Below are 23344 nucleotides of genomic sequence, written 5' to 3'. Positions count from 1 at the left end.
CATCATGGCGGCGAAATCGTCGCTGTTCGATTCGCTGCTGGCGGTGACGCCTAACAATGCCAAGGCCTCCAGCTGCTCGGCCTGGCTGCGGATGTTGCTGACTTCACGCTCAACATCCGCCGCCAGCTCACTACGGCCGCTGCTGACCAGTTTGTCCCGGGCCAGCGACAGTTTGGCCAGGTGCTGCGACGCCGCCAGTAACAATGGCAAATAACCGCTGGCATTCGGGTTATTGGCGCCGGTAGCGTATTGGCTCAGTTGTTCCAGATTGGCGCCCAGCTCGCGTTCGGCCTGGAGCAGCAAGGCTTGTGGATCACCTGCGAGTTTGCCCGCGGCCAAAAGCTCGGTCTTGCTGAACTCACCAAGGCTCGAAAGGCTTGGTCGCAAGCTCTGGGCCAGTTCGCTCGGTAACTCGTCCAGCTCCTGTTGCAGGGTTTCGATGGCTTGGCTGGCACTGCTCAGGCGCAGTGCATCGCCACTGGCCAGGTAGTCCTGGATATTGCGCGCCACCTGATTCTGGAACTGCTGGGACAAGCCCAGGTAGCGTTCCATCAGCAGATAGGGGCGCTCCAGTGCCCGTTGCGACCACCAGAGCGTGGCACCCAGGGCGAGGCAAACGGCGACTAAAAGGAGGGTGTTGAGATTGGTCAGCAGCTTCAGGCGCATTGTGGCTCTACCAACGACAGAATCGTAAGCGCCTGAAGTTATTGCGTTTCTGTTACAGGGTTATGACCGACTCGGTGAGTACGATGGAAAAGTGGCACTTTGCTTTGATTGCGGAGCGGCTTGCACACAGTTGCGTCCGGCGTGCTTGGCGCGATACAACGCTTCATCTGCCTGGCTGGCCATCATCAGGCTGTCGGAACCCTCGCGCAGCTCTACGACGCCAGCGCTGAAGGTGCACCGCAGATCATGAGGTTGTGCTGGATAATGAATTTCGGCAAAACGCTGGCGGATTTCATTGAGCACTTTATAGGCCGATTCGACATCGGTGTCGGGCATGACGATGGCGAACTCTTCGCCGCCATAGCGACCGATGAAGTCGGTCTTGCGCAGGCGTTGCTTGAGGAACAGCGCCAGGCTTTTGATCACACGGTCGCCCATGGGGTGGCCGTGGCTGTCATTGACCCGTTTGAAATGGTCGATGTCGAGCATCGCAAAGCTCAGCGGCTTGCTTTCGCGATGAGCGCGGAAGCTACAGTCTTCGAGGAGTTGCAGGATATGGGTGTGGTTGTACAGCCCGGTCAGGCTGTCGCGAACCATCCGCGCCTTGAGGTTGCGTGCCCGGGCCGCGCGGTTACGCACAGTGGTGATCAGGTGGCGCGGCTTGATCGGCTTGGTCAGGAAGTCGTCGCCACCTTCGCTCATGGCATCGAGTTGCTTGTCCAGATCGTCTTCGGCCGACAGGTAGATGATCGGCACGCTGACGTAGCGGTCGTTGTGGCGGATCACTTTGGCCAGTTCGGTGCCGGTGCAGGCTGGCATATACATGTCGAGGATGATCAGGTCCGGCTGGAAGTCCGCCAGTTCGGCCATCGCCTGGATCGGCTCGATCAGGGTCCGGGTAACGATCCCGGCACTGTTGAGCAGGCGTTCGGTGTGCAAGGCCTGTGCCCGGGAGTCATCGATGATCAGCACTTTGTACGGTTCGTACTGGGCGACGCAGGTCAGCACTTCGATTTTTTCCAGCAGGCTCGAAGCTTCGAGGGTGCCGGTCAGAAACTCCTGGCCGCCGGCGCGCACGGCCGCAAGACGGGTTGGCGTGTCGGTTTCGTGCAGGCTGAAAAACAGCAGCGGCAGTTGGTGCTCCAGGCCTTCCTGGGCTTCGGCCGCCAGTTGCAGGCCCATACCGGTGCCACAGAAGTCGACATCCATGACAATCGCCGCGGGCAATCGCTCCACCAGCGAGGAGCGAAACGCTGCGACACTGTCCAGCGATTGAGCGCTGAGCCCGAAGAACTCAAGCTGCTTGGCCAGCCGCTCGGCACGGTCGTGATCTTGCAGCATTACGTAGATCGGCTTGCGCAGCGGTGGCAGTAGGGTTTGGTCAAGCTGGTCGCCATGCCGCAGGCCGGTGCGCGACAAGCGTTGCATCAAGCGGTTGAGATCGGTGATCAATCCGCTGCTCAGACGCCCGCGGTTGGCCTCCACCGCTTGCAGCGAATCGCCGATACTGCGTGCCAGCTTTGCATGTTCGGGTTGTTCAAATCGTTCGGCGAACCGCAGCAGGCGCAGGTTGGCTTCGCTCAGCTCCGACAGGTCGACGGTAGACCATTCACTTCGCTGCAGACGTTGCCATATCTCAAGAATCTGACGTGCCTGATGAATTACCCGCTGGGCAAAGTGGTGCTTGAGGCGCTCACGGCTGGGGTCTTCTGGCTCGGTCATATCCTGACTACTAGTTAGGGGGCATGCTGAGATTGGGTGGTGGCCCTATGCTAGCACCTCTCTTCGATCGTATGAGTGTTGTACGTCAATAAACTGTGCAGGGGCATTATTCATTTGTTGACCGACTGGTCGCATAGGCTCGCAACTGTGCTTCATTTATAGTGGGCCGGTGATCCACGACAATTGTGCAGCGCTTGGTATCTTGAGCGATAAATTCGCTCCGGTCGAGGCACGATGGGGTAGGGTTACGGTCGAACCCATGAATTCCGAGATCGAAAGGATATAGCCATGCTGGACTGGAAGAACCGCGCAGGCAGCGCGCCTGAACGTGCCGCTGAACCGAAATCGGCAACCCGCAGCTATTTCGGTGGTTTGCTGTTTAGCCGTGCACTGGCTACGTTGCTCGGTCTGTACCTGCTGGTGGCCATTGTCCTGGGTTGGTACTGGAGCCAGGAGCCGGCGCTGTTTCCGGTTCAGCAGAACGCTCAGGTGGCGGCCGAGATGCAAGGCAAGCAGATGGTCATCGGTTACACCACGGTGGAAACCCTGAAGACCGTTGCCGGTACGCTGCTGACCAAGCAGGGCGGCTATATTTCCAACGACCGTTTTCCGCCGGGCCTGTGGATGGACAACATGACCAGCTGGGAATACGGCGTGCTGGTGCAGGTCCGTGACCTGAGCCGCGCCCTGCGCAAGGATTTCGCCCGTTCCCAGTCGCAGTCCGCCGAAGACGCCGATCTGGCCAAGGCTGAACCGCGCTTCAACTTCGACAACAAAAGCTGGGTGCTGCCTTCCAGCGAGTCCGAGTATCAGGAAGGGATCAACTCCCTGACCCGTTACCAGACCCGCTTGTCCGATGCGAACCAGAAAGGCGCGCTGTTCTATTCCCGTGCCGACAACCTGAACAATTGGTTGGGTGACGTGGGCACCCGTCTGGGCTCGCTGTCGCAACGGCTGTCGGCCAGCGTCGGTCGGGTCAAGCTCAACACTGCGCTGAAAACCGAAGTCCTGGCCCCGGGGCAGGTGCCGCAAGTTGATGAAGAGGTGGTGGAAACCCCGTGGATGCAGATCGACAACGTGTTCTACGAAGCTCGCGGTCAAGCCTGGGCGTTGTCCCATCTGCTGCGGGCCATCGAAGTCGACTTTGCCGATGTCCTGGCCAAGAAGAACGCCACCGTCAGCGTGCGCCAGATCATTCGTGAGCTGGAAGCTTCCCAGGAGCCTGTCTGGAGCCCAATGATTCTCAACGGCAGCGGCTTCGGTGTATTGGCTAACCACTCGCTGGTCATGGCCAATTACATCTCGCGGGCCAACGCTGCGGTCATCGATCTGCGTCAACTGCTTTCCCAAGGCTGAGTCATGGTCGCTACCTCGAATGAGGCCGCCCATCGCGCGGCCTCGGATGCCGAACACATTGCCTGGGTCGATGAGCAGGACAATCTGCTCGGCGCCCTGGTCCGCTCCGATCTGCGCGAACGCGGGCTGATCGGGCGCGGTACCTACATCATGCTGTTCAATTCTGCCGGTGAGCTGTGTGTGCATCGGCGCACCCTGAGCAAAGCCATCTATCCGGGTTTCTGGGACGTGGCGGCGGGTGGCATGGTGCTGGCGAGCGAGACCTACGCCGAGTCGGCGGCCCGAGAGCTGGAAGAAGAGTTGGGGGTGAGCGGTGTGGAGTTGACCGCTCATGATCACTTTTTCTTTGAGGACACCGGCAATCGGCTCTGGTGTTCGGCGTTTTCGGCGGTCTGGGACGGGCCGTTGCGCTTGCAGCCGGAGGAAGTGCTGGAAGCGCGCTTCATGCCGGTCGACCAGGTGATGCAGGATATCCAGCAGAAGCCTTATTGCCCGGACTCTCTGGCGGCCTTGAAGCGCTATCTGCGCGCGCAAGGCGCAGACGTCGCAAAAGATGCATAAATTGGCGCCGATTGGCTCTTAGCAAGTCGGCTTTTTGCCGTTACACTGCGCGACCTTTTAAAAGCTGGACCGGTTTTGCTTGTTGTAGGCTGCCGCAGGCTGCGATCTTTTGACTTTGCTTGCGAGTCAAAATCAAAAGATCGCAGCCTCGTTGCACTCGTCAGCTCCTACACAGGGTTACCCGGTTCAGTAGCGCTGCCCCTGCCTGAGTGGGGCTTCGCGGTCGATGGCACAGCCATTGTGCTTCGACCAGTCTTTGTCCTCCCAAGAGGATTGCCGGTGGCCAAAAAAGCCGCATCCTTCGCCGCCCTTGGTGGCCTGGTATTTTCCACCGACGCAGGTCGACATTGCCCGGACTGTAGCCAGCCGGTGGATGCCTGCATCTGCAAACAAACCGTTATCCCTGCCGGCGACGGCATTGCTCGCGTGCGTCGCGAAAGCAAGGGCCGTGGCGGCAAGACGGTGACCACCATCACCGGCGTGCCGTTGGCTGAAGACGCGCTCGGAGCGCTTGCCACGACCCTGAAAAAGCGTTGTGGCACCGGTGGCACGTTGAAAGACGGGGTCATCGAGATCCAGGGCGAGCATGTCGAGCTACTCTTGGCAGAGCTGATCAAACTCGGTTTCAAAGCGAAGAAATCCGGCGGCTAGCAGCCTCTGTGAAGACCACCCCCGACTTGATGCATTCCTGATCCGATTCAGGTTTGCCGTCGTCTCCATGGTTTTCACAGAGCCTGTTCATGACCGGTTTCTAAACTCCGCGCCATATGTGAGGTCTATCCCCCTCGAATGCGCGCTAATCGTCACTTTTACTCTTTAGACTGCGTCAGCCTGATCTCAGGTGACGCTCTATGACTTCATTTATAGGGGACTTCGATGTCCGTACGACGCACACGCAAAGACGATGGCAGCCAATGGACAGTTGCGGACAGCCGCAGTGTTTATGGGATTCGCCATTGGGGGGCCGGGTATTTCGCGATCAATGACGCCGGTCGCGTCGAAGTTCGTCCGAACGGCCCGAACAGCTCGCCTATCGATCTGTACGAGCAAGTCGACGAACTGCGTAAAAGCGGCCTGTCCTTGCCGCTGCTGGTGCGCTTCCCGGATATCCTGCAAGACCGCGTACGGCAGCTGACCGGCGCGTTCGACGCCAACATCGAGCGTCTGGAATACCAGAGCAAGTACACCGCGCTGTACCCGATCAAGGTCAACCAGCAGGAAGCGGTGATCGAGAGCATCATCGCCACCCAGAACGTTTCCATCGGTCTGGAAGCCGGTTCCAAGCCAGAATTGCTGGCGGTACTGGCCCTGGCTCCCAAGGGCGGGACCATCGTCTGCAACGGGTACAAGGACCGCGAATTCATTCGCCTGGCGCTGATGGGCCAGAAGCTGGGTCACAACGTGTTTATCGTGATCGAGAAAGAATCCGAAGTCGGTCTGGTAATCGAAGAAGCCGCCTCGCTGAAGGTCAAGCCGCAGGTCGGCCTGCGGGTGCGTCTGTCGTCCCTGGCCTCGAGCAAGTGGGCGGACACCGGTGGTGAAAAATCCAAATTCGGCCTGTCCGCCGCGCAGTTGCTGTCGGTGGTCGAGCGTTTCCGCGCGGCCGGTCTGGACCAGGGCATTCGCTTGCTGCACTTCCACATGGGCTCGCAGATCGCCAACCTGGATGACTACCGGCACGGCTTCAAGGAGGCGATCCGTTACTACGGCGAGTTGCGCAACCTTGGCCTGCCGGTCGATCACATTGACGTTGGCGGCGGCCTGGGTGTCGACTACGACGGTACCCACTCGCGCAATGCCAGCTCGATCAACTACGACATGGACGACTACGCCGGTGTCGTGGTCGGCATGCTCAAGGAATTCTGCGACGCGCAGAACCTGCCGCATCCGAACATCTTCTCTGAAAGCGGCCGCTCGCTGACCGCCCACCACGCCATGCTGGTGGTCCAGGTGACCGACGTCGAGAAGCACAACGACGACGTGCCAGTCATCGAAAACAAGGAAAACCTGCCGGAAACCGTGCAATGGCTGGTGGACCTGCTGGGCCCGACCGACATTGAAATGGTCACCGAAACCTACTGGCGTGCCACGCACTACATGAGCGACATCGCCACCCAGTATGCCGATGGCAAACTGAGCCTGGCCGAGAAAGCCTTGGGCGAACAGTGCTATTTCGCTGTCTGCCGTCGCCTGCACAACTCGTTGAAAGCCCGTCAGCGTTCCCACCGCCAGGTACTCGACGAACTCAACGACAAGCTCGCCGACAAGTACATCTGCAACTTCTCGGTATTCCAGAGCCTGCCGGACACCTGGGCGATCGGCCAGGTGCTGCCGATCCTGCCGCTGCACCGTCTCGACGAAGAGCCGCTGCGCCGTGCCGTGCTGCAAGACCTGACCTGCGACTCTGATGGCAAGATCAAGCAGTACGTCGATGAGCAAAGCATCGAAACCAGCCTGCCGGTGCATGCGCTGAACGACGGTGAAGATTACCTGCTGGGGGTTTTCCTGGTAGGCGCCTATCAGGAAATTCTCGGGGACATGCACAATCTGTTCGGGGATACCGACTCGGTGAACCTCTACCAGAACCAGGATGGCTCGGTGTACAGCGCCGGTATCGAAACCCACGACACCATCGAAGACATGTTGCGCTATGTGCATTTGTCCCCGGAGGAGTTGATGACTCACTACCGCGACAAAGTCGCCAGCGCGAAGATCACCGCCGCTGAGCGTACCCAGTTCCTCGACGCTCTGCGCCTGGGCCTGACTCGCTCGTCTTACCTGTCGTCTTGAGCCAGTAATCGGTTGCCCCAGGCTGTCTGAAAACTCACCGCAACTCGTGTGTTTTTTTACAGATGGCCTGGTGCGATCTTTCTTTATCTTTCAGACATAAACGGCTCAGCCTGTTGGCTCTCGAAGGATCAAAGAGATCTGGTCTGCATTTCATGTAGGCCACTTCCTGATTTGTACTCTTGCCCTCTACTCGGCCATGTCTCTCAGCGAGAATCCCCGGTCGCCCTCCTGTAGAGAGAAACCTCGATGTCCAATCCAGTCAGCGAACCGTTCTTTCGTCTGGACATAGCGGGTCTGCCCCATCCCCTTAACGTTCTGGCCTTTACCGGCAGCGAATCCATCAGCGAACCGTTCGTGTTCGAGTTGCACCTGATTATCGATGACCCGCAGCTGGACCTGGGGGGGCTTATGTATCGCTGCGCCTACCTTCAGGTCTTCGATGGCCAGGGCGGTATTCATGGGCAGATTCATGGGCTCAGCCAAGACCTTCATTGCGCCCCCCAAAGGCTTTGTCGCGTGCGGCTGGGGCCGAAGCTGGCGTGTCTGGCGCAACGTTACAATCAGCGTGTTTTCACCGACCTTACGGTGCCTGAAATCATCAAGCGGGTGCTGCATGAACACGGTATTCGGGAGGGGGAATATTGTCTTGAACTGACGGGTACCTATCGTGCCCGAGATTACTGCACCCAGTATCGAGAGTCGGATCTGCAGTTTCTCCAGCGCCTGTGTGCGCAAGAACGAATCCATTATCACTTTCAGCATCAGCGGCGCGGCCATTGCGTGGTATTTGCCGATACACAGAGGAGTTTTCATCAAAGCGACAGCTGCTTTTTTTCCACCGAAGGGCAGGCTCCTGCAATCCGGACATTCAGTGTGCATGCACAGCTCAGGGCAGATGAACCCGCAGAGCGGGCCGAGCACATTGCCGAGGGCCAAAGCGATCTCGCGTTGCTGCGCAGTGGTTCACTCATGCGCTTGTCCGGGCACCCTTTTACCGATTGGAACGATCTCTGGCTACTGACCAGCGTCCAGCACCAGGGGGCTCAGGCAGCAGCTTTGGAGTCGAAAGGGGCATTTTCCGGTGAGTTGCCCTCTGCCTGTCAGTACCGCAATCATTTCCGCGCTACACCCCGGGAAGTCTCCTTCGTGCCCCCCAGGTCGTTGCTAAAACCGCGAATGAGTGGCATCCAGCGAGCTTGGGTCGTCGATGCCGCGCCAGCCCCTCAGGGGATGATTGCGGTGCAGTTTGATTGGCTGTACCAGGGCCAGGGTTCTAATCAGGATCCCTGTTGGGTGCCCGTATTGAATGAGCTTGCTGGCGAAACGACTCAAGGGTTGCAGGCCGGCATGGAGGTACTGGTCAGTTTTGCCCAAGGCGATCCAGACCAGCCACTGATCATTGGCTTCCTGCCGGAGGCAGCGTTCGGTACGGCGAATGTGCCGGGGGAGAATGTTGCTGCAGGACCATGCGAGGAGCCAGCATTGCTGCATGCCGACCTGGATCCCGCGAGGTTTGTCGGGGCTGGGCAAAGCATCCAGTTGGCAGACGGGCTTGAGCTGAGATTCGACACCGGCAGCGAAATGCATTTCAAGGTCGGCAACAGTACGGTCAAGCTCGACGCAGCAGGTCTCGGTCTGTCCAGTGCGCAGATCATTCTCGAGGCGCGGCAGCGAGAGTCCGGCAGCGTCCCGATAGCCTGCTCGCCGCTGCTCCTGCCTGAGCAGGAGGATTTGCTGACGCTGGTGCAGGCCAGCCACCCTCTGATGTTGCTGTGCCTGCTGCCTGAAGGCGGCAGCTTCACTCACTGCAAACAAAACGTTTGCACCTGTCGCTTGCTGGCCAGGGCCGGTAAAAGTGGTGGGGTATGAGTGTCGCCGAGATGCCAAGGCACGCAGCCCAATGGTTGTTGCTCGACCTCCCGAGCTCACCGGAGTCTGGCTGGCTGCTGCGCCAGCGCTTTGCCGGAGTCCGCTGCCAGGCGCTGTTCGAGAGCACTGACCTGAACTCGCTGAGCGGGCATGGACCGTTATTGATCGCGCTGGATCAACACTCGCCTCTGGTTGCGCTCAGTCAGTCCGAACCACAGGCCTGGCCGGGATTGTTCCTGGTCAGCGCGGCACCATTACAGGAACTGTTGGTGCATCTGCGACGGATGCTCACCGTCACCTTGGGGATGCACTACAAAGGCCTCTTGAGCTACTACAACCCACAGACCGCGAGCTATTTCTTCGATGCCTGTGACGCCCGCGAGCTGAGTGACTGGTTGGGCCCGATCAGTCAGTTGTATTGGTATGGCGGGACCTGGGCCGACAAGGCGGTGGGCAGCCTGGGCTGGCAGCACCTGATGAATCCACAGCTGCCGGGCAGCAGGCTGGTAATAGAGCCCGGCCTGAGCCGGCGCCAGCAAGACAAGCTGCAAGCATGCCTGCTGGAGCGCCATGCCTATCAGTGGAGTCGTTCGACGGGGAGTGACTACAGCACTATCTGGTGCCATCTGGAGGAGGGACTCGAGCACGGCTTTCGAGACAACAGCGTGCTCGATGACTGGTTGCGACTACGGCTGCGTTACCCGGCGGCCAGTGTTCCCGAACGATTGAGTGGCAGCACACCGAGTGAGCGCCTCGAGCACTTGCGTCATATCTGGGAGCGTCATTCACCCTGAACGAGGTGCTTTGATCAGCGGTGGGGTGGTGTTGAACCATCCGTCGTTCTTGCGTAGATGCCAGGCAAAAACGCCGAGGGTCAGGCTTCGTATCAGCATGAACAACAGAAATGTCAGCCACAGGCCGTGGTTGCCGAAGCCCTGTAGAGCCCAGGCAAACGGCAGCGACAGGATGACGCTCAGTAGCATGCCGTTGCGCATTTCCCTGGCTCGGGTGGCACCGATGAACAGGCCGTCGAGCAAGTAACTCCAGACTGCAATCAGCGGCAGTACGGCGAGGTAGGGTAAATAGCTGAAGGCCGTTTCGCGCACACTCTGGATGTCGGTCTGCAACTCGATGAACAGATGACCGGCCACCAGGAACAGCACGGCGAAGCCCAGGCTGATCAGCAGCGACCAACCACAGGCCACCACCAGCGAGCGACGCAAGGCCGCTCGGTCATGGGCACCAATGGCGTGCCCGCACAGGGCTTCCACGGCATGGGCGAGGCCGTCCAGTGCATGGGCGGTCAGCAGCAAGCCGTTGAGCAACAGGGCATTGGCCGCAACCGTCGCGTCGCCCAGCCGCGCGCCCTGCACAGTGATCAGAAAAAACACCGATTGCAGCGCCAGGCTGCGAATGAAGATATCCCGGTTCACCGCCAGCAGCGGTCGCCAGCTTTGCCACAGCGCCAGCGCGGCCCAGGCAATGTGCCCCGGGTAGGCGCGCAAGGCCTTGCGGGTCATGGCCAGACCCATCAGGGCGCCGGTCCATTCGGCGATGACCGAGGCCCGTGCCGAGCCGACCACGCCCCAGTCCAGACCGAGGACGAACCACAGATTCAGCGCGATGTTCACCAGGTTGGTGCTGAGCAGAATCGCCAGCGGCGCGCGTGCATTCTGGGTGCCGAGGAACCATCCCACCAGGGCAAAACTGGCCAGCGCTGCCGGCAGGCCGAACAATCGGGTATGGAAAAAGTCCCGGGTCATCTGGTCGAGTTCGGCAGAGGGTTGCATCAGCTGCAGGGCGACGCCGCTCAGCGGCACACCAATGATCCCGAGCAGCAGCGCCAGGCCCATGGCCAACAGCAACCCCTGCAAGAGGATTTGCCGAAGCGCGGCACCGTCTGCACGCCCGGCGGCCTGGGCGGCGAACCCGGTGGAGCCCATGCGCAGAAAGCCCATGGACCAGGCCAGAAACACATACAGGTTGGCGCCGATCGCCACCGCGCCAAGTTGGTGGGCGTGGGGCAGGTGGCCGATCACCGTGCTGTCGACCAGCGCCACTAACGGAACAGAAATGTTAGACAGAATCATCGGCGCCGCGAGGGCCCAGACGCGGTGATGGGTCAGACGGTGGCGCCAGTCGGTGAGCAGGGTGGACATGCAGGCTCCTTGCAAGAGCAGGCATTGTAGCGGTAGATGCGGGATTGGCGCCGAGCCTTTGTGGGGAGGGGCGCTTGCCCCAATATTGGCAGGTTATATATGCAGTGCCCCTTTTGATCTTGGCGTTCAGCCGCTTTGGCGCCAGTGATATATAGTTCAACCCTTCAATACCCCTGCCAACGAGTGTCTCATGCTTAACAAAGGATTGTTCCTGGCCTGTGCGCTGGTGCTGCTAAGCGCTTGCGATTCGTCGACCCCGGATAAGGCACCGACCGCCGCTGCCCCCGCTGCCCCCGCTGCCCCTCCAGCGACGGTCAGCGCGCCCAAGGCCAAAGCGCTGGCGGATGTCAGCGCGCTGAAGCAGCGCTACGTCGGCCGTGAGTTAAGTGTGGTGGATGTATCCGAGGTTCAGCTCGATGGCGCGAGTACGCTGTCGGTGAGCTTCTCGGTGCCACTGGACCCGGAGCAGAAGTTCGCCGAAAAACTGCACCTGGTGGACAGCAAAACCGGCAAGCTCGATGGTGCCTGGGAACTCTCCGACAACCTGATGGAACTGCGTCTGCGCCACCTCGAGCCGCAGCGCAAACTGGTGCTGACCATTGATCCCGGCTTGCGAGGGGTGAACGACGCCACGCTCGCCGCCGAGTACGTCAGCCGCCTGGAAACCCGCGACCTGCAACCTACTGTAGGTTTCGCCAGCCGTGGCACCTTGCTGCCGACTCGCTTGGCCGAAGGCCTGCCAGTGATTGCGCTGAACGTCGACAAGATCGACGTCGAATTCTTCCGCATCAAACCCGAGGCGTTACCGGCATTTCTCAGCCAGTGGGGCCGCAGCACCAGCCTGCAGAGTTATGAGTCGCGCGAACTGCTGCCGATGGCCGAGTTGGTCTACGGTGGTCGTTTCGACCTCAACCCCGCACGCAACACCCGGGAAACCCTGTTGCTGCCGATCGCCGGCCTCAAACAGTTGCAGCAGCCGGGCGTTTACCTGGCGGTGATGCGCGCTTCCGGCACCTACAACTACTCGCAACCGGCAACCCTGTTTACCCTGAGTGATATCGGCCTGTCGGTGCACCGTTACCAGAATCGCCTGGACGTCTTCACTCAAGCGCTGGAGGGTGGCAAAGCCCTGGATGGCGTCAGTCTCGAACTGCTCGACAGCAACGGTCGGGTCGTTGGCCAAGGCAAGACCGAGAAGGGCGGCCACGCCGAGTTGCCGCTACCGAAAAAGGCCGAAGTGCTGCTGGCTCACCAGGGTGAGCAGACCAGCATGCTGCGCCTGAACAGTGCTGCACTGGACCTGGCCGAATTCGATATCGGCGGGCCGCAGGCCCATCCGCTGCAATTCTTCGTGTTTGGCCCGCGTGACCTGTATCGCCCAGGGGAAACCGTACTGCTTAACGCCTTGCTGCGGGACAAGGACGGTAACGCGGTCAAACCACAGCCAGTCAGCGTTGAAGTGCGTCGGCCGGATGAACAGGTCAGCCGCAAGTTCGTCTGGGATGCCGATGCGTCCGGCCTCTATCAATACCAGTTGCAGCTGGCCGGCGAAGCGCCGACCGGGCGCTGGCAACTGGTGTTCGATCTGGGCGACGGCAAGCCGCAACTTTATGAGTTCCTGGTCGAGGACTTCCTGCCCGAGCGTCTGGCCCTTGAACTCAAAGGCCGCGATGAACCGATCAAACCAGCCGACACCGCCGAAATCAGTGTCAACGGCCGCTATCTCTATGGCGCCCCGGCGTCGGGCAATCGCCTGAGCGGCCAGGTCTATGTGCGTCCGCTGCGAGAGGCGGTCAACGCGTTACCGGGTTATCAGTTCGGCTCGATTACCGAAGAAGAGTTGAGCCAGGATCTGGAACTGGAGGAAACCGCGCTGGACGCCGATGGCGAAGCGCTTATCTCCCTTGAAAGCAAATGGGCCGAAGCCCGGTCGCCACTGCAACTGATCGTTCAGGCCAGCCTGCAAGAATCCGGTGGCCGTCCGATCACCCGTCGCGTGGTCCAGCCTGTGTGGCCGGCAGATCGGCTGCCGGGGCTGCGCGCCTTGTTCGAGGGCGAAGAAACCGACGGCGACGGCCCGGTCGAATTCGAGTTGCTGGTGGCCAACATTGAAGGCCAGAAACTGGCCGCGGACAACCTCAAGGTGCGCCTGGTGCGTGAGCGCCGTGACTACTACTGGAACTACTCGGAGAACGATGGCTGGAGCTATCACTTCAACGAAAAATTCCTCAACCTTGACGAAGAAACCATCAGCATCAAGGCCGGAGATACCGCGAAAGTCAGCTTCCCGGTGGAGTGGGGCCCGTACCGCGTCGAAGTCGAAGACCCGCAGACGGGCCTAGTCAGCAGCTTGCGCTTCTGGGCCGGCTACCGCTCCCAGGACAACGCCGAAGGCGGCGCAGTACGTCCGGACCAAGTCAAACTGGCACTGGATAAACCCGCCTATGCCGATGGTGACACCGCCAATGTGACCGTCACCCCACCGGCTGCCGGCCAAGGCTATCTGCTGGTGGAGTCCGCTGACGGCCCGTTGTGGTGGCAGGAAATCGACGTGCCGGCCGAAGGCAAAAGTTTCGAGGTCAAGCTTGATCCGAAATGGTCGCGGCATGACCTGTATATCAGCGCGCTGGTGATTCGTCCCGGTGAGCGCAAGGCCAACATCACCCCTAAACGTGCGGTCGGCGTACTGCATCTGCCCTTGGACAGGACCCAGCGCAAACTCGGCCTGACCCTGAGCGCAGCGGAAAAAATGCGTCCGAAACAGCCGCTGACGGTGAAGATTCAGGCGAAAAATGCTGACGGCAGCGTGCCGAAACAAGTGCATGTGCTGCTGGCCGCAGTGGACGTGGGCATCCTCAATATCACCGAATACCCAACCCCGGATCCGTACTCGAGCCTGTTCGGTCGCAAAGCCTACGGCGCTGACCAGCTGGATATCTATGGGCAACTGATCGAGGCCGGGCAGGGCCGTTTGGCCAGCCTGGCGTTCGGTGGTGACGCGGCACTGGCCAAGGGCGGCAAGCGCCCGGACACCAGCGTGACCATCGTTGCCCTGCAAAGCGCACCGGTGACCCTGAACGAGCAGGGTGAGGGCGAAGTCAGCGTCGAGATCCCGGACTTCAACGGCGAACTGCGCTTGATGGCCCAGGCCTGGACCGATGATCGTTATGGCATGGCCGAAGGTAAAACGGTGATCGCCGCGCCGCTGATTGCCGAACTCTCGGCACCGCGCTTCCTCGCCGGTGGTGACCAGACGACCCTGGCTCTGGACCTGTCGAACCTCTCGGGCAAAGCGCAGAAGCTCATGGTGCAACTGAGTGCCGAGGGCCAGTTGGGCCTGCTCGGTGAAGCGAGCCACAACGTACAACTGACCCAGGGGCAACGCACTACCTTGCAGATTCCGGTGCAAGCACTCGGCGGTTTGGGCCAGGGTAAAGTCAAAGTGCTGGTCAATGGCCTCGACCTGCCGGGGGAGAGCCTGCCACCCTTTACCCGCGAGTGGACCCTGGGTGTGCGTCCGGCCTATCCGGCGATGCTCAGACATTACCGCGCGGTGCTCAAGGATCAGCCGTGGGAGTTGCCGGAAGCTGAACTGGCGGCTTTCGAACCCTCCGGACTTGAAGCCCTGCTCAGCCTGTCGAGCCGCCCACCACTGAACCTTGGCGAACAAATCCGTGCGCTCAAGGCCTATCCCTATGGGTGCCTGGAGCAAACTGCCAGCGGCCTGTATCCGTCGCTCTATGCCGATGCCGCGAGCCTCAAACGCTTGGGCCTGGAAGGCGAACCGGATGCCGAGCGCAAGCGCAAGATCGAGCTGGGCATCGAACGCCTGCTGGGCATGCAGCGTTACAACGGCAGCTTCGGTCTGTGGGGCGCTGATGGTGAGGAAGAGTACTGGCTGACAGCCTATGTCAGCGACTTCCTGTTGCGTGCTCGCGAGCAAGGTTTCGCGGTGCCGCCCGAGGCGCTGAAAAAAGCCAGCGAGCGGCTGCTGCGTTATCTGCAGGAGCGCAACCTGATCGAAGTGAACTACAGCGAAAACGCCGAGCACACGCGCTTCGCGGTGCAAGCGTATGCCGGGCTGGTATTGGCCCGCAGCCAACAGGCGCCATTGGGCGCGCTGCGCAGTCTGTTCGAGCGTCGCAGCGATGCCCGTTCCGGCCTGCCGCTGGTGCAACTGTCCATCGCCCTGCAGAAAATGGGCGACCAGCCGCGTGCCGATCAGGCCTTGATCGCGGGGTTGGCGGCGTCCCGCAACAGCAAGGACTGGCTTGCCGATTACGGTAGTCCGCTGCGCGATCAGGCGCTGATCCTGGCACTGCTCGAAGAAAACGACTTGGCCAAAGGCAAACGTGAGGAGCGTCTGTTCGAGTTGTCCGATCAGCTGGCCGCCAGCCAATACCTGTCGACCCAGGAGCGCAACTCGCTGTTCCTCGCCGGTCGTGGCTTGCTGGGCAAACCTGAAGCCAGCTGGACTGCGCAATTGCACAGTGGCGGTGAAACCCGTGGGCTGAGCAATAACCAGCCAGGCCTGAAACTCGAAGGTGCGTTGCTGGCTTCGCCGTTGACCCTGCACAACGAAGGCAGCGAGCCGGTGTACCAGCAGTTGACCCTTTCCGGTTACCCACAGCAGGCACCGGTCGCCGCTGGCGTGAACCTGAGCATTCGTCGCGAGTACCTGGGCATGAATGGCCAGCCGTTGAATCTCAAGGCCTTGGTTAGCGGTGATCTGGTACTGGTGCACTTGACGGTCAGCGCCAAACAGCGAGTGCCGGACGCCCTGGTGGTGGACTTGCTGCCGGCGGGCCTGGAGCTGGAAAACCAGAATCTGGCCCAGAGTGCCGCGAGCCTGGAAAACGCCAGCAGCAAGGTCAAGGAATGGCGCGAATCAATGCAGAACGCCAGCCTCAAGCATCAGGAATTCCGTGATGACCGTTACGTCGCGGCGATGAACCTGGACGGCTACGGCACCACGCACTTGCTGTACCTGGCGCGAGCCGTCACGCCGGGCACCTACCGGGTGCCGCCGCCGCAAGTAGAGTCGATGTACCGGCCGAACTGGCAGGCAGTGGGTGAAACTCCACCGCAGATGGTGATCAAGGGGAGGTAATCGGGGCAAGGCGCGGAATCTGTGGCGAGGGGGCTTCCTGTGGCGAGGGGGCTTGTCGGAACGCCGCACCGCCCCGTTGGGGCGCGAAGCGGCCCTAAAACCTACAATCACATTTTGTCAGGCGCACCGCATTCACAGGTTTTGCGGCTGCTGCGCACCCGAGCGGGGGCAAGCCCCCTCGCCACAGATCGCGGCCGGTCTGATGATTTGGTTCAATGAATAATCCAGCTCAACAACCACAACCCCAACATCAGCCAGATAATTCCCATGATGATCGAGGCCCGCATAAAGGCGCGGATGGCCGAGTACAACAGCATCAGGCCGACGATCAAAGCGATGATGCTGATGATCGAGGCGTCCATGCCGAGTGTGCGCGATAGCCCTTCTACGAAATTGCTGCCAGCGTTGGCCAGGAGATTGAACAATCCACTGAGGCCATCGACGATAAACCGGATGACTGAGCCGAGTGCCTGGCCGAGCCATTCGAAAAAGCTTTCTACCTGCATGTGTGCATCCTGATGAGAGAGTTGGCGTTGATACCAGACCTGAGCCTTGGGCCATCATGTGTGCTGGCGAGTTCCCTGAAGCATAGAGGTTTGCCGGTTTGAATTTGCGATTAGTTACCCAGCCTCTGCGATCCCTGTGGCAGTGGGTTTGCCTGCGAACGGGACGGCTCGGTGTGTCAGGCAGGGCATGGGGATCTCGCTGGGGCAGATTTCTGCGGTGGGTTTCAGGCTGCTTGTTGCTGTTGATCGCGCTGCTCTGGCTCGCCGACCGCCTCTGGCCGCTGCCCTTGCCCCGGGACGATCTGGCGCGGGTAGTGCTGGCCGAAGACGGCACGCCGCTGTGGCGCTTCGCCGATGCCAATGGTGTGTGGCGCTATCCGGTGGAGACCCGCCAGATCTCGCCGTATTACCTCGATGCCCTGCTGACCTACGAAGATCGCTGGTTCTACCAACACCCCGGCGTGAACCCGTTGGCGTTGGGCCGTGCCGCATGGCAGAACCTTACTGGCGGCCGTGTCCTGTCGGGTGGCAGCACGTTGTCGATGCAGGTTGCGCGATTGCTTGATCCGCACTCGCGCACGTTGTTCGGCAAGTTGCGGCAACTCTGGCGCACCGCGCAACTGGAATGGCACCTGTCCAAGGATCAGATCCTCAACCTGTACCTCAACCGCGCGCCGTTCGGTGGCACGTTGCAAGGCGTGGCAGCGGCCAGTTGGGCGTATCTGGGCAAATCACCGCAGCAGCTGACCCACGCCGAAGCGGCGCTGCTGGCGGTTCTGCCCCAGGCGCCGAGCCGCTTGCGCCCGGACCGCCATCCGGCGCGGGCTCAAGTGGCCCGGGACAAAGTCCTGCGGCGTCTGGCGCAGTTCCAGGTCTGGCCGCAGTCAGCGGTCGACGAAGCGCTGGAAGAACCCCTGCTGCTGGCGCCGCGACTGGAACCAAGCCTCGCGCCGTTATTGGCGCGACGCCTGAACCGAGCGGACAGCCCGCCGCTGATCCGCACCACCCTCGACGCGACCTTGCAGCGACGTCTTGAAGACTTGCTGCTGGGTTGGCGCGCGCGCTTGCCGGAGCATACGTCTGCAGCGATTCTGGTGGTCGAAGAAGAGACCATGGCAGTACGCGCCTACCTGGGTTCGGTGGACATCAACGACGCCAGGCGCTTTGGTCATGTGGACATGATCAGCGCCATGCGTTCGCCGGGATCGACCCTCAAACCCTTCCTCTACGGCATGGCCATGGACGCCGGGCTGATCCATTCCGAATCAATGCTGCAGGACGTGCCGCGTCGCTACGGCGACTATCGGCCGGGCAATTTTTCCATGGGCTTCAGCGGCGCCGTGCCGGCCAGTACCGCGCTGGCTACATCGCTGAACCTGCCTGCAGTGCAACTGCTCGAAGCCTACGGGCCGAAGCGCTTTGCTGCCGAGATGCGCATTGGTGGAGTACCGCTGGCACTGCCGGCATTGGCTGAGCCGAATTTGTCGCTGATTCTCGGCGGGGCTGGCAGCCGACTGGAGGACCTGGTCAGTGGTTACAGCGCTTTCGCCCGTGGTGGCAAGAGCGCCAGCATTCGTTTGCAACCGGACGATGTACTGCGTGAGCGACCCTTGTTGTCACCGGGCTCGGCATGGATCGTGCGGCGGATTCTCAGCGGCCAGGCGCGACCCGATCGCGACCCCCGTGCCGAGCTGGTGCAACGCCCGGTGCTGGCCTGGAAAACCGGTACCAGCTACGGTTTTCGTGATGCCTGGGCGATTGGCGTCGGCCCGCGGTACCTGATCGGCATCTGGATCGGCCGTCCGGACGGCACCCCGGTGCCGGGGCAGTTCGGCCTGGCCTCGGCAGCGCCGCTGATGCTGCAAGTCCACGACGTATTGATCAACCGCGACAGCCAGCGCGGAGTCAGCGCTGCGGTACAACCGGTGCCGATGAACGTCGGCGTGGCGGCAATCTGTTGGCCATTGGGCCAGCCCATGAACCGTAGCGACCCCAATTGTCGGCGCCAGCGATTCGCCTGGACCCTGGACGGCACCACGCCACCGACCTTGCAGGCGTTGGACCAGCCACTGAGCATCGGCTTGCTGGAAAAAGTCTGGGTCAACGCCAAGGGCTTGCGGGTCGACGCCAAATGCCCGGGTGCCGTGGCGCGTGACATCGCCTTATGGCCGGCACCATTGGAACCCTGGTTGCCAAGGGTGGAACGTCGTGAAGCACGCTTGCCCGCCAACGATCCAGAATGCCCAGGGCCGATGCTGTCGGCCGCGTCACCCATATCGATTGTCGGCGTGCGTGAAGGCGACCAACTGCGGCGCCCGGCCGCCAGTCAGGAGCTATTGCGCTTGAAGCTCTCGGCCCTGGGCGGCAGCGGACGGCGCTGGTGGTTCATCAATGGCGCACCGCTGGGCGACAGCGCCAATCAGGACAGCATCAATGCGACCTTCGATCAGTTGGGGCGATATCAGCTCAGTGTGCTGGATGAAGGCGGGCAGACGGCTCGGGTTGAGTTCGGTGTTGTTGATTAGTCCGCTATCGCGAGCAGGCTCGCTCCCTCCAGAGCGTGACAGTACGTGTGGGAGCGAGCCTGCTCGCGATCTGTCGCGAAGCGACAGCAATAATGCTCGGCGCTTGCCTTCATTCTCCATCCGCCCGAAGCTATACGCCTTCAGGAGAGCCCGATGAACCTAGACGAACTGACCGAACGCCTGCACGCCATCCGCGACCGTAACGACTGGCGCCCATTCCACAGCCCGAAAAACCTGGCCATGGCTGCCAGCGTGGAAATGGCTGAACTGGTCGAAATATTCCAGTGGCTCAGCGAGGACCAGTCGCGGCAATTGCCGGCGGAAAAACTTGCCCATGCCGGGCAGGAAGTCGGCGACATCGTGCTTTATCTATTGCTGCTGTGCAGCGAGCTGGGGCTGGACATGGAGCAGGTGGTACGCAGCAAGCTGGCGGACAGTGAACGGAGGTTCAGTTGATGGGTGATCGTCATTTCGATCAGTTGGCGACTCGTTTCGCCGAAAAAATCTACGGCGGAGCCAAAGGCGCAATTCGCCTCGCGGTGCTCCAGGCCGATCTGGCTGAAACCTTGCCGGACCGCCCGCTACGGGTGCTGGATATCGGCGCAGGGTTGGGTCATATGTCCTTGTGGCTGGCCCAGCGCGGGCATCAGGTGACACTGGCCGAACCTGCCGAACCGATGCTCGAAGGCGCGCGCCAGCGTTTCGCCGAAGCCGGGCAGACCGCGACCTTCATTCAGGCGCCCTGGCAGGAGCTGCTCGGGCAGCTCACCGAACCTTACGATCTGGTGCTATGCCACGCAGTGCTGGAATGGCTGGCCGAACCCCATGCAATCTTGCCGGTGCTGCATCAATTGACCACCAAGGACGGCTGGCTGTCGCTGGCGTTCTACAACCGTGATGCGCTGATTTACCGCAATCTGCTCAAGGGCCACTTCCGCAAGATGCGCAAGAACGATATGGCCGGTGAAAAGCAGAGCCTGACGCCACAGCAGCCGCTTGATCCGCGCGAATTGGCCGCGCAACTTGAAAGCCTGTGGACGGTCGAAACCCAGAGTGGGGTACGGGTTTTTCACGACTATATGCCGGTGGAATTCCAGGCCCGCGCCGAGTTGCTGGATTTGCTGGAAATGGAGCTGGCCCATCGTCGTCACCCAAGCTTTATCGGACTTGGACGCTATTTGCACTGGATCTGCCGTCCGGTTTAAGCGGTCTAGCCACACAGGCCACTATGTTAGTGGAGAGCGAAATGAAACGCCGTCTCGGATTAATCCTGTTGTGCCTGGGGCTGGGCGCTTGTCAGGGCAGTAATCCTTATGTCGCCAGCTCCAAGCCGATTCCGCCCGCGCCGCCGCAGGCGGCCAACACCTTCGACAGTAGCGCCTACCCGGCACCACAACGAGACTACGCTCGTTACCGCAGTTGGGCCTGGCTTAACGGGCATTTGCCCGCGGGCTCGGCATGGGCTGATTCAGCGCAGATCGCTGAAGCGGTCAGCAATGGCCTCGATCAACGTGGTTTGCGCCCGTTGCATGACAACCGCCCGGCGGACTTGTGGGTCAGCGCCGATGTGCGCCTGGAAACCCGCCTGCGTCAGGTGCGAGACGATTACGGTTATGGCGGTTATGGCGGTTATGGCGGTTATGGCTATGGCGGGTATAACCGTTACGGCAGCGGTTACGGGATATACAACACGGTGCCGATCGTGCGCACCTACGAGGTGCAAGTGGTGGTGGTGCGGCTCGACCTGTTCGACGCTGCGAGTGGCCAGCCAGTGTGGAGCGCCAGCGCCGAAACCAGCAGCCAGGGCAGCATGAGCGCGCGCGCCGATGCATTACGCGAAGCTGTGGAAAAGGCCATGTCGGCGTATCCTCCTAATTAAGGCCATCCCCCACAGGTTCATGTCTTCAACCGGAGAGTCATCATGTTCCGCCATCTTTCCTTACTGGCTATCGCCGTGCTGCTCGGCGCCTGCCAGAGCCAGGTCAACCAGGATTTCGATGCCAGTCGTGACTTCGCTGCCTACCGCAGTTGGAGCTGGAAAGAACCTGCGCTGCAATATCGCCCGGACGATCCACGGATCAAGAGCGATCTGACCGAACAGCGGATCCGCCAGGCGGTCAGCGATCAGCTGGATCAACGCGGATTGCGCCCGGCGTCCGGCGCCAAAGGCGACCTCAATGTGCAGACCTACCTGATCGTCGAAACTCGTCAGCAACAAGTCACCTCCAACTACGGTGGCGGCTACTGGGGTAGTCCATGGCACGGTTACTGGGGAGCGCCAATGTACGAAACCCGCAATATCACCTACACGGTCGCGACCATTCAGATCGACCTTCTGGATGCGAAGGACGGCAAGCTGGTCTGGCGAGGCAGTGACGAGCAAACGCTCAGTAACACGCCGAACCCGGCAGACCGCAGCACCGCCGTACGCGCAACCGTGGCCAGGATATTGGCCAATTACCCGCCGAGGTAATCGAAGCCCCATAAAGATCGCAGCCTGTGGCAGCTCCTACGAACCTGTGTACATTTGATCATTCAGGCTGAACCCGGTCGGCGTAGGAGCTGCGGCAAGTTCGGGCCGCGCTCGGACGATCTTTTTACCTCCCCCCCGACGGCTATTTGCTTTCTTGGGAGGCCTACCTTCATCAGTGCGTCTACCCTGACAAGTACTCCATCAAGTCCGCAAAGAATCATTCAGACAAAAAGGGACGCTTTTTACCTGATGCAGAGCTTAATGCTATTTATCTGGTTGGCTCTCTGCGCTGCGCAGGATATTCAGCAACGCCAAATTGCCAATGGTCTGACCCTTGGTGCGACGGTCATTGCCCTGGTGTACTTGCTGTGGAACGGCACCACCTGGATGGGCGCGAGCGCAGAGCAGGGGGTCGGGGCGTTCTTGCTGGCGCTGGCCTTCACCTTGCCTGGCTATACAATGGGGCGCCTGGGGGCGGATGATGTGAAACTGATGGCAGCGCTGGGGTTGGCGAGCGACAACATGCACCTGTTGGGAACCTTCATTGGTGCGGGCATCGCCAGTATTGTCTGGCTACTCATGTCTCCCAGACTCTGGCCGCTGATAAACAAAAAACTGAGAGCCCATCTGCAATACCTCGATCCGAAAGAATCGACACAACAACCCTTTGCGCCGTTCGTTCTGGTCGGGATGCTGCTGGCCGTCGCCTGGATCAATTAGCCGCCTGAGTGGCGAACTTTATGTACACAGTCAGAAAGTGCGTCTATTTTCAGTGCGTGTACAGCCATTGGCTGTCGGTGCAGGAAGAATAAGTCTTCGGTTTGCTCAGCATGGAGTCGCGCGTGATCAAGCTTAACTCTCTGATAAAAGTGCTCGTAGTCGACGATCAGCCGCTGATTGTCGAAGAACTCTGTAAGTTTCTGGAAAGCAGTGGTTACCGCTGCATTCCCTGCACCTGCGGCAAGCAAGCCATCGAACGGTTTAGCGAGGACCCTGAAATCGGTCTGGTGCTGTTCGATTTGCACCTGGCAGAACCGGGCGGCATTCAACTGGTGCAGGCACTGCAGGAGCTCGCCGGCAACCAGCGAGCATTCGAAGCGATCATGCTGACCAGGGCGTCTGACAAACAGCAAGTGATCAAGGCCTTGCGTGCCGGGGTTGCCGACTACTACCAGAAGCCTGTCGATCTGAATGAATTGCTTGAAGGCCTGCGGCGCCAGGAAGCGGTCGTGCAGGAGCGGGTGAAAAACCTTCAATTGAGTCAGTTGAACCAGAAACTGCAAAGCCTCGCCGATTCCATCGACACGCTTTATCAAGACCTCGACGAGGTTCGACGGGGAGCTACGAGCGAAACGCAACCCGCAGAGATTCCAGCCATCCTCAATCAGCTGTCACCGCGCCAACTGGACGTAGCCCGCCTGGTGAGCAAGGGGCAAACCAACTATCAGATCGCCTGTGAACTGGGTATCACCGAAAACACCGTGAAACTTTATGTCTCCCAAGTGCTGCGCCTGACCCAGATGCACAATCGCACGCAACTGGCGCTGGCCTTGGCACCGGGGCGTTCGGGGTTGAGGCAGAGTGCCCGTTAAACCGCGTTATCGTTC

Annotated in this window: 16 protein-coding genes and 1 pseudogene; 14 read left to right on the top strand and 3 right to left on the bottom strand. The window is 60.6% G+C overall.

Annotated features, from left to right (window positions below):
* Positions 1–718 precede the first annotated feature (718 nt).
* Positions 719–2388, bottom strand: a pseudogene (locus tag F8N85_RS13595) (diguanylate cyclase).
* A 288-nt stretch (positions 2389–2676) separates the two neighbouring features.
* Here F8N85_RS13595 and F8N85_RS13590 point away from each other — a divergent pair.
* The 6 genes from F8N85_RS13590 (at position 2677) to F8N85_RS13565 (ending at position 9758) form a co-directional block, all read left to right on the top strand.
* The gene (locus F8N85_RS13590; RefSeq protein ID WP_150804118.1) at positions 2677–3744 is read left to right on the top strand and encodes a DUF2333 family protein; all 1068 of its coding nucleotides are present in this window, start codon (positions 2677–2679) and stop codon (positions 3742–3744) included.
* Positions 3745–3747: 3 nt separating this feature from the next.
* Positions 3748–4305, top strand: a complete 558-nt coding sequence (locus F8N85_RS13585) for an NUDIX hydrolase (protein WP_150804117.1) — start codon at positions 3748–3750, stop codon at positions 4303–4305.
* 279 nt (positions 4306–4584) lie between these two features.
* Positions 4585–4956, top strand: coding sequence for a translation initiation factor Sui1 (locus F8N85_RS13580; RefSeq protein ID WP_150804116.1), 372 nt, complete (start codon positions 4585–4587; stop codon positions 4954–4956).
* 225 nt (positions 4957–5181) lie between these two features.
* A complete protein-coding gene (gene speA / locus F8N85_RS13575; protein WP_150804115.1) occupies positions 5182–7095 on the top strand; it encodes an arginine decarboxylase in 1914 nt (637 codons plus the stop codon).
* A gap of 246 nt (positions 7096–7341) precedes the next feature.
* Complete coding sequence (locus F8N85_RS13570) at positions 7342–8964, top strand: contractile injection system protein, VgrG/Pvc8 family (RefSeq protein WP_150804114.1); 1623 nt, start codon at positions 7342–7344, stop codon at positions 8962–8964.
* On the top strand, positions 8961–9758 hold the full coding sequence (locus tag F8N85_RS13565; protein WP_150804113.1) for a DUF4123 domain-containing protein: 798 nt from the start codon (positions 8961–8963) through the stop codon (positions 9756–9758). Before F8N85_RS13570 ends, F8N85_RS13565 begins: the two co-directional genes overlap by 4 nt.
* Here F8N85_RS13565 and F8N85_RS13560 read toward each other — a convergent pair.
* A complete protein-coding gene (locus tag F8N85_RS13560) occupies positions 9750–11123 on the bottom strand; it encodes an MATE family efflux transporter (RefSeq protein ID WP_150804112.1) in 1374 nt (457 codons plus the stop codon). The two genes, F8N85_RS13565 and F8N85_RS13560, sit on opposite strands and share 9 nt — an antisense overlap.
* A gap of 190 nt (positions 11124–11313) precedes the next feature.
* Between F8N85_RS13560 and F8N85_RS13555 the strand changes: the two genes are divergently transcribed.
* Positions 11314–16233: an alpha-2-macroglobulin family protein gene (locus tag F8N85_RS13555; protein ID WP_150804111.1), complete on the top strand. Its 4920-nt coding sequence runs from the start codon at positions 11314–11316 to the stop codon at positions 16231–16233.
* Between the two features lie 212 nt (positions 16234–16445).
* Here F8N85_RS13555 and F8N85_RS13550 read toward each other — a convergent pair whose 3' ends face one another.
* On the bottom strand, positions 16446–16739 hold the full coding sequence (locus F8N85_RS13550; protein WP_150804110.1) for a hypothetical protein: 294 nt from the start codon (positions 16737–16739) through the stop codon (positions 16446–16448).
* A 212-nt stretch (positions 16740–16951) separates the two neighbouring features.
* Here F8N85_RS13550 and pbpC point away from each other — a divergent pair, with 212 nt between their 5' ends.
* The 7 genes from pbpC (at position 16952) to F8N85_RS13515 (ending at position 23329) form a co-directional block, all read left to right on the top strand.
* Positions 16952–19264 carry a peptidoglycan glycosyltransferase PbpC gene (pbpC, locus tag F8N85_RS13545; RefSeq protein WP_150804254.1) on the top strand — a complete coding sequence of 771 codons (2313 nt, stop codon included), beginning with the start codon at positions 16952–16954 and terminating at the stop codon, positions 19262–19264.
* 153 nt (positions 19265–19417) lie between these two features.
* On the top strand, positions 19418–19720 hold the full coding sequence (locus F8N85_RS13540) for a MazG-like family protein (protein WP_150644813.1): 303 nt from the start codon (positions 19418–19420) through the stop codon (positions 19718–19720).
* Positions 19720–20469: a methyltransferase domain-containing protein gene (locus F8N85_RS13535; RefSeq protein WP_150804109.1), complete on the top strand. Its 750-nt coding sequence runs from the start codon at positions 19720–19722 to the stop codon at positions 20467–20469. The genes F8N85_RS13540 and F8N85_RS13535 overlap by 1 nt, the downstream gene beginning before the upstream one ends.
* Positions 20470–20510: 41 nt before the next feature.
* Positions 20511–21143, top strand: a complete 633-nt coding sequence (locus tag F8N85_RS13530; protein WP_150804108.1) for a DUF4136 domain-containing protein — start codon at positions 20511–20513, stop codon at positions 21141–21143.
* Between the two features lie 42 nt (positions 21144–21185).
* Complete coding sequence (locus F8N85_RS13525) at positions 21186–21737, top strand: DUF4136 domain-containing protein (RefSeq protein ID WP_150804107.1); 552 nt, start codon at positions 21186–21188, stop codon at positions 21735–21737.
* Between the two features lie 249 nt (positions 21738–21986).
* Positions 21987–22457, top strand: a complete 471-nt coding sequence (locus F8N85_RS13520) for a prepilin peptidase (protein WP_150804106.1) — start codon at positions 21987–21989, stop codon at positions 22455–22457.
* A 122-nt stretch (positions 22458–22579) separates the two neighbouring features.
* Positions 22580–23329, top strand: a complete 750-nt coding sequence (locus tag F8N85_RS13515) for a response regulator transcription factor (RefSeq protein WP_150804105.1) — start codon at positions 22580–22582, stop codon at positions 23327–23329.
* Positions 23330–23344: the final 15 nt, after the last annotated feature.

It is taken from the genome of Pseudomonas fluorescens, from assembly GCF_902497875.1.
GTDB classification, from domain to species: Bacteria; Pseudomonadota; Gammaproteobacteria; order Pseudomonadales; family Pseudomonadaceae; genus Aquipseudomonas; species Aquipseudomonas fluorescens_BR.
Note: the sequence above shows the minus strand (reverse complement) of the source record. Positions and strands in the feature narration are given on the sequence as shown.

What these genes read in the sequence shown, in the direction of transcription:
- F8N85_RS13590 (WP_150804118.1), top strand. Translation starts at nt 2,677, where the DNA reads ATGCTGGACTGGAAGAACCGCGCAGGCAGCGCGCCTGAACGTGCCGCT.
- F8N85_RS13585 (WP_150804117.1), top strand. Translation starts at nt 3,748, where the DNA reads ATGGTCGCTACCTCGAATGAGGCCGCCCATCGCGCGGCCTCGGATGCC.
- speA (WP_150804115.1), top strand. Translation starts at nt 5,182, where the DNA reads ATGTCCGTACGACGCACACGCAAAGACGATGGCAGCCAATGGACAGTT.
- F8N85_RS13570 (WP_150804114.1), top strand. Translation starts at nt 7,342, where the DNA reads ATGTCCAATCCAGTCAGCGAACCGTTCTTTCGTCTGGACATAGCGGGT.
- F8N85_RS13565 (WP_150804113.1), top strand. Translation starts at nt 8,961, where the DNA reads ATGAGTGTCGCCGAGATGCCAAGGCACGCAGCCCAATGGTTGTTGCTC.
- F8N85_RS13560 (WP_150804112.1), bottom strand. Translation starts at nt 11,123, where the DNA reads ATGTCCACCCTGCTCACCGACTGGCGCCACCGTCTGACCCATCACCGC.
- F8N85_RS13555 (WP_150804111.1), top strand. Translation starts at nt 11,314, where the DNA reads ATGCTTAACAAAGGATTGTTCCTGGCCTGTGCGCTGGTGCTGCTAAGC.
- F8N85_RS13550 (WP_150804110.1), bottom strand. Translation starts at nt 16,739, where the DNA reads ATGCAGGTAGAAAGCTTTTTCGAATGGCTCGGCCAGGCACTCGGCTCA.
- F8N85_RS13540 (WP_150644813.1), top strand. Translation starts at nt 19,418, where the DNA reads ATGAACCTAGACGAACTGACCGAACGCCTGCACGCCATCCGCGACCGT.
- F8N85_RS13535 (WP_150804109.1), top strand. Translation starts at nt 19,720, where the DNA reads ATGGGTGATCGTCATTTCGATCAGTTGGCGACTCGTTTCGCCGAAAAA.
- F8N85_RS13530 (WP_150804108.1), top strand. Translation starts at nt 20,511, where the DNA reads ATGAAACGCCGTCTCGGATTAATCCTGTTGTGCCTGGGGCTGGGCGCT.
- F8N85_RS13525 (WP_150804107.1), top strand. Translation starts at nt 21,186, where the DNA reads ATGTTCCGCCATCTTTCCTTACTGGCTATCGCCGTGCTGCTCGGCGCC.
- F8N85_RS13520 (WP_150804106.1), top strand. Translation starts at nt 21,987, where the DNA reads ATGCAGAGCTTAATGCTATTTATCTGGTTGGCTCTCTGCGCTGCGCAG.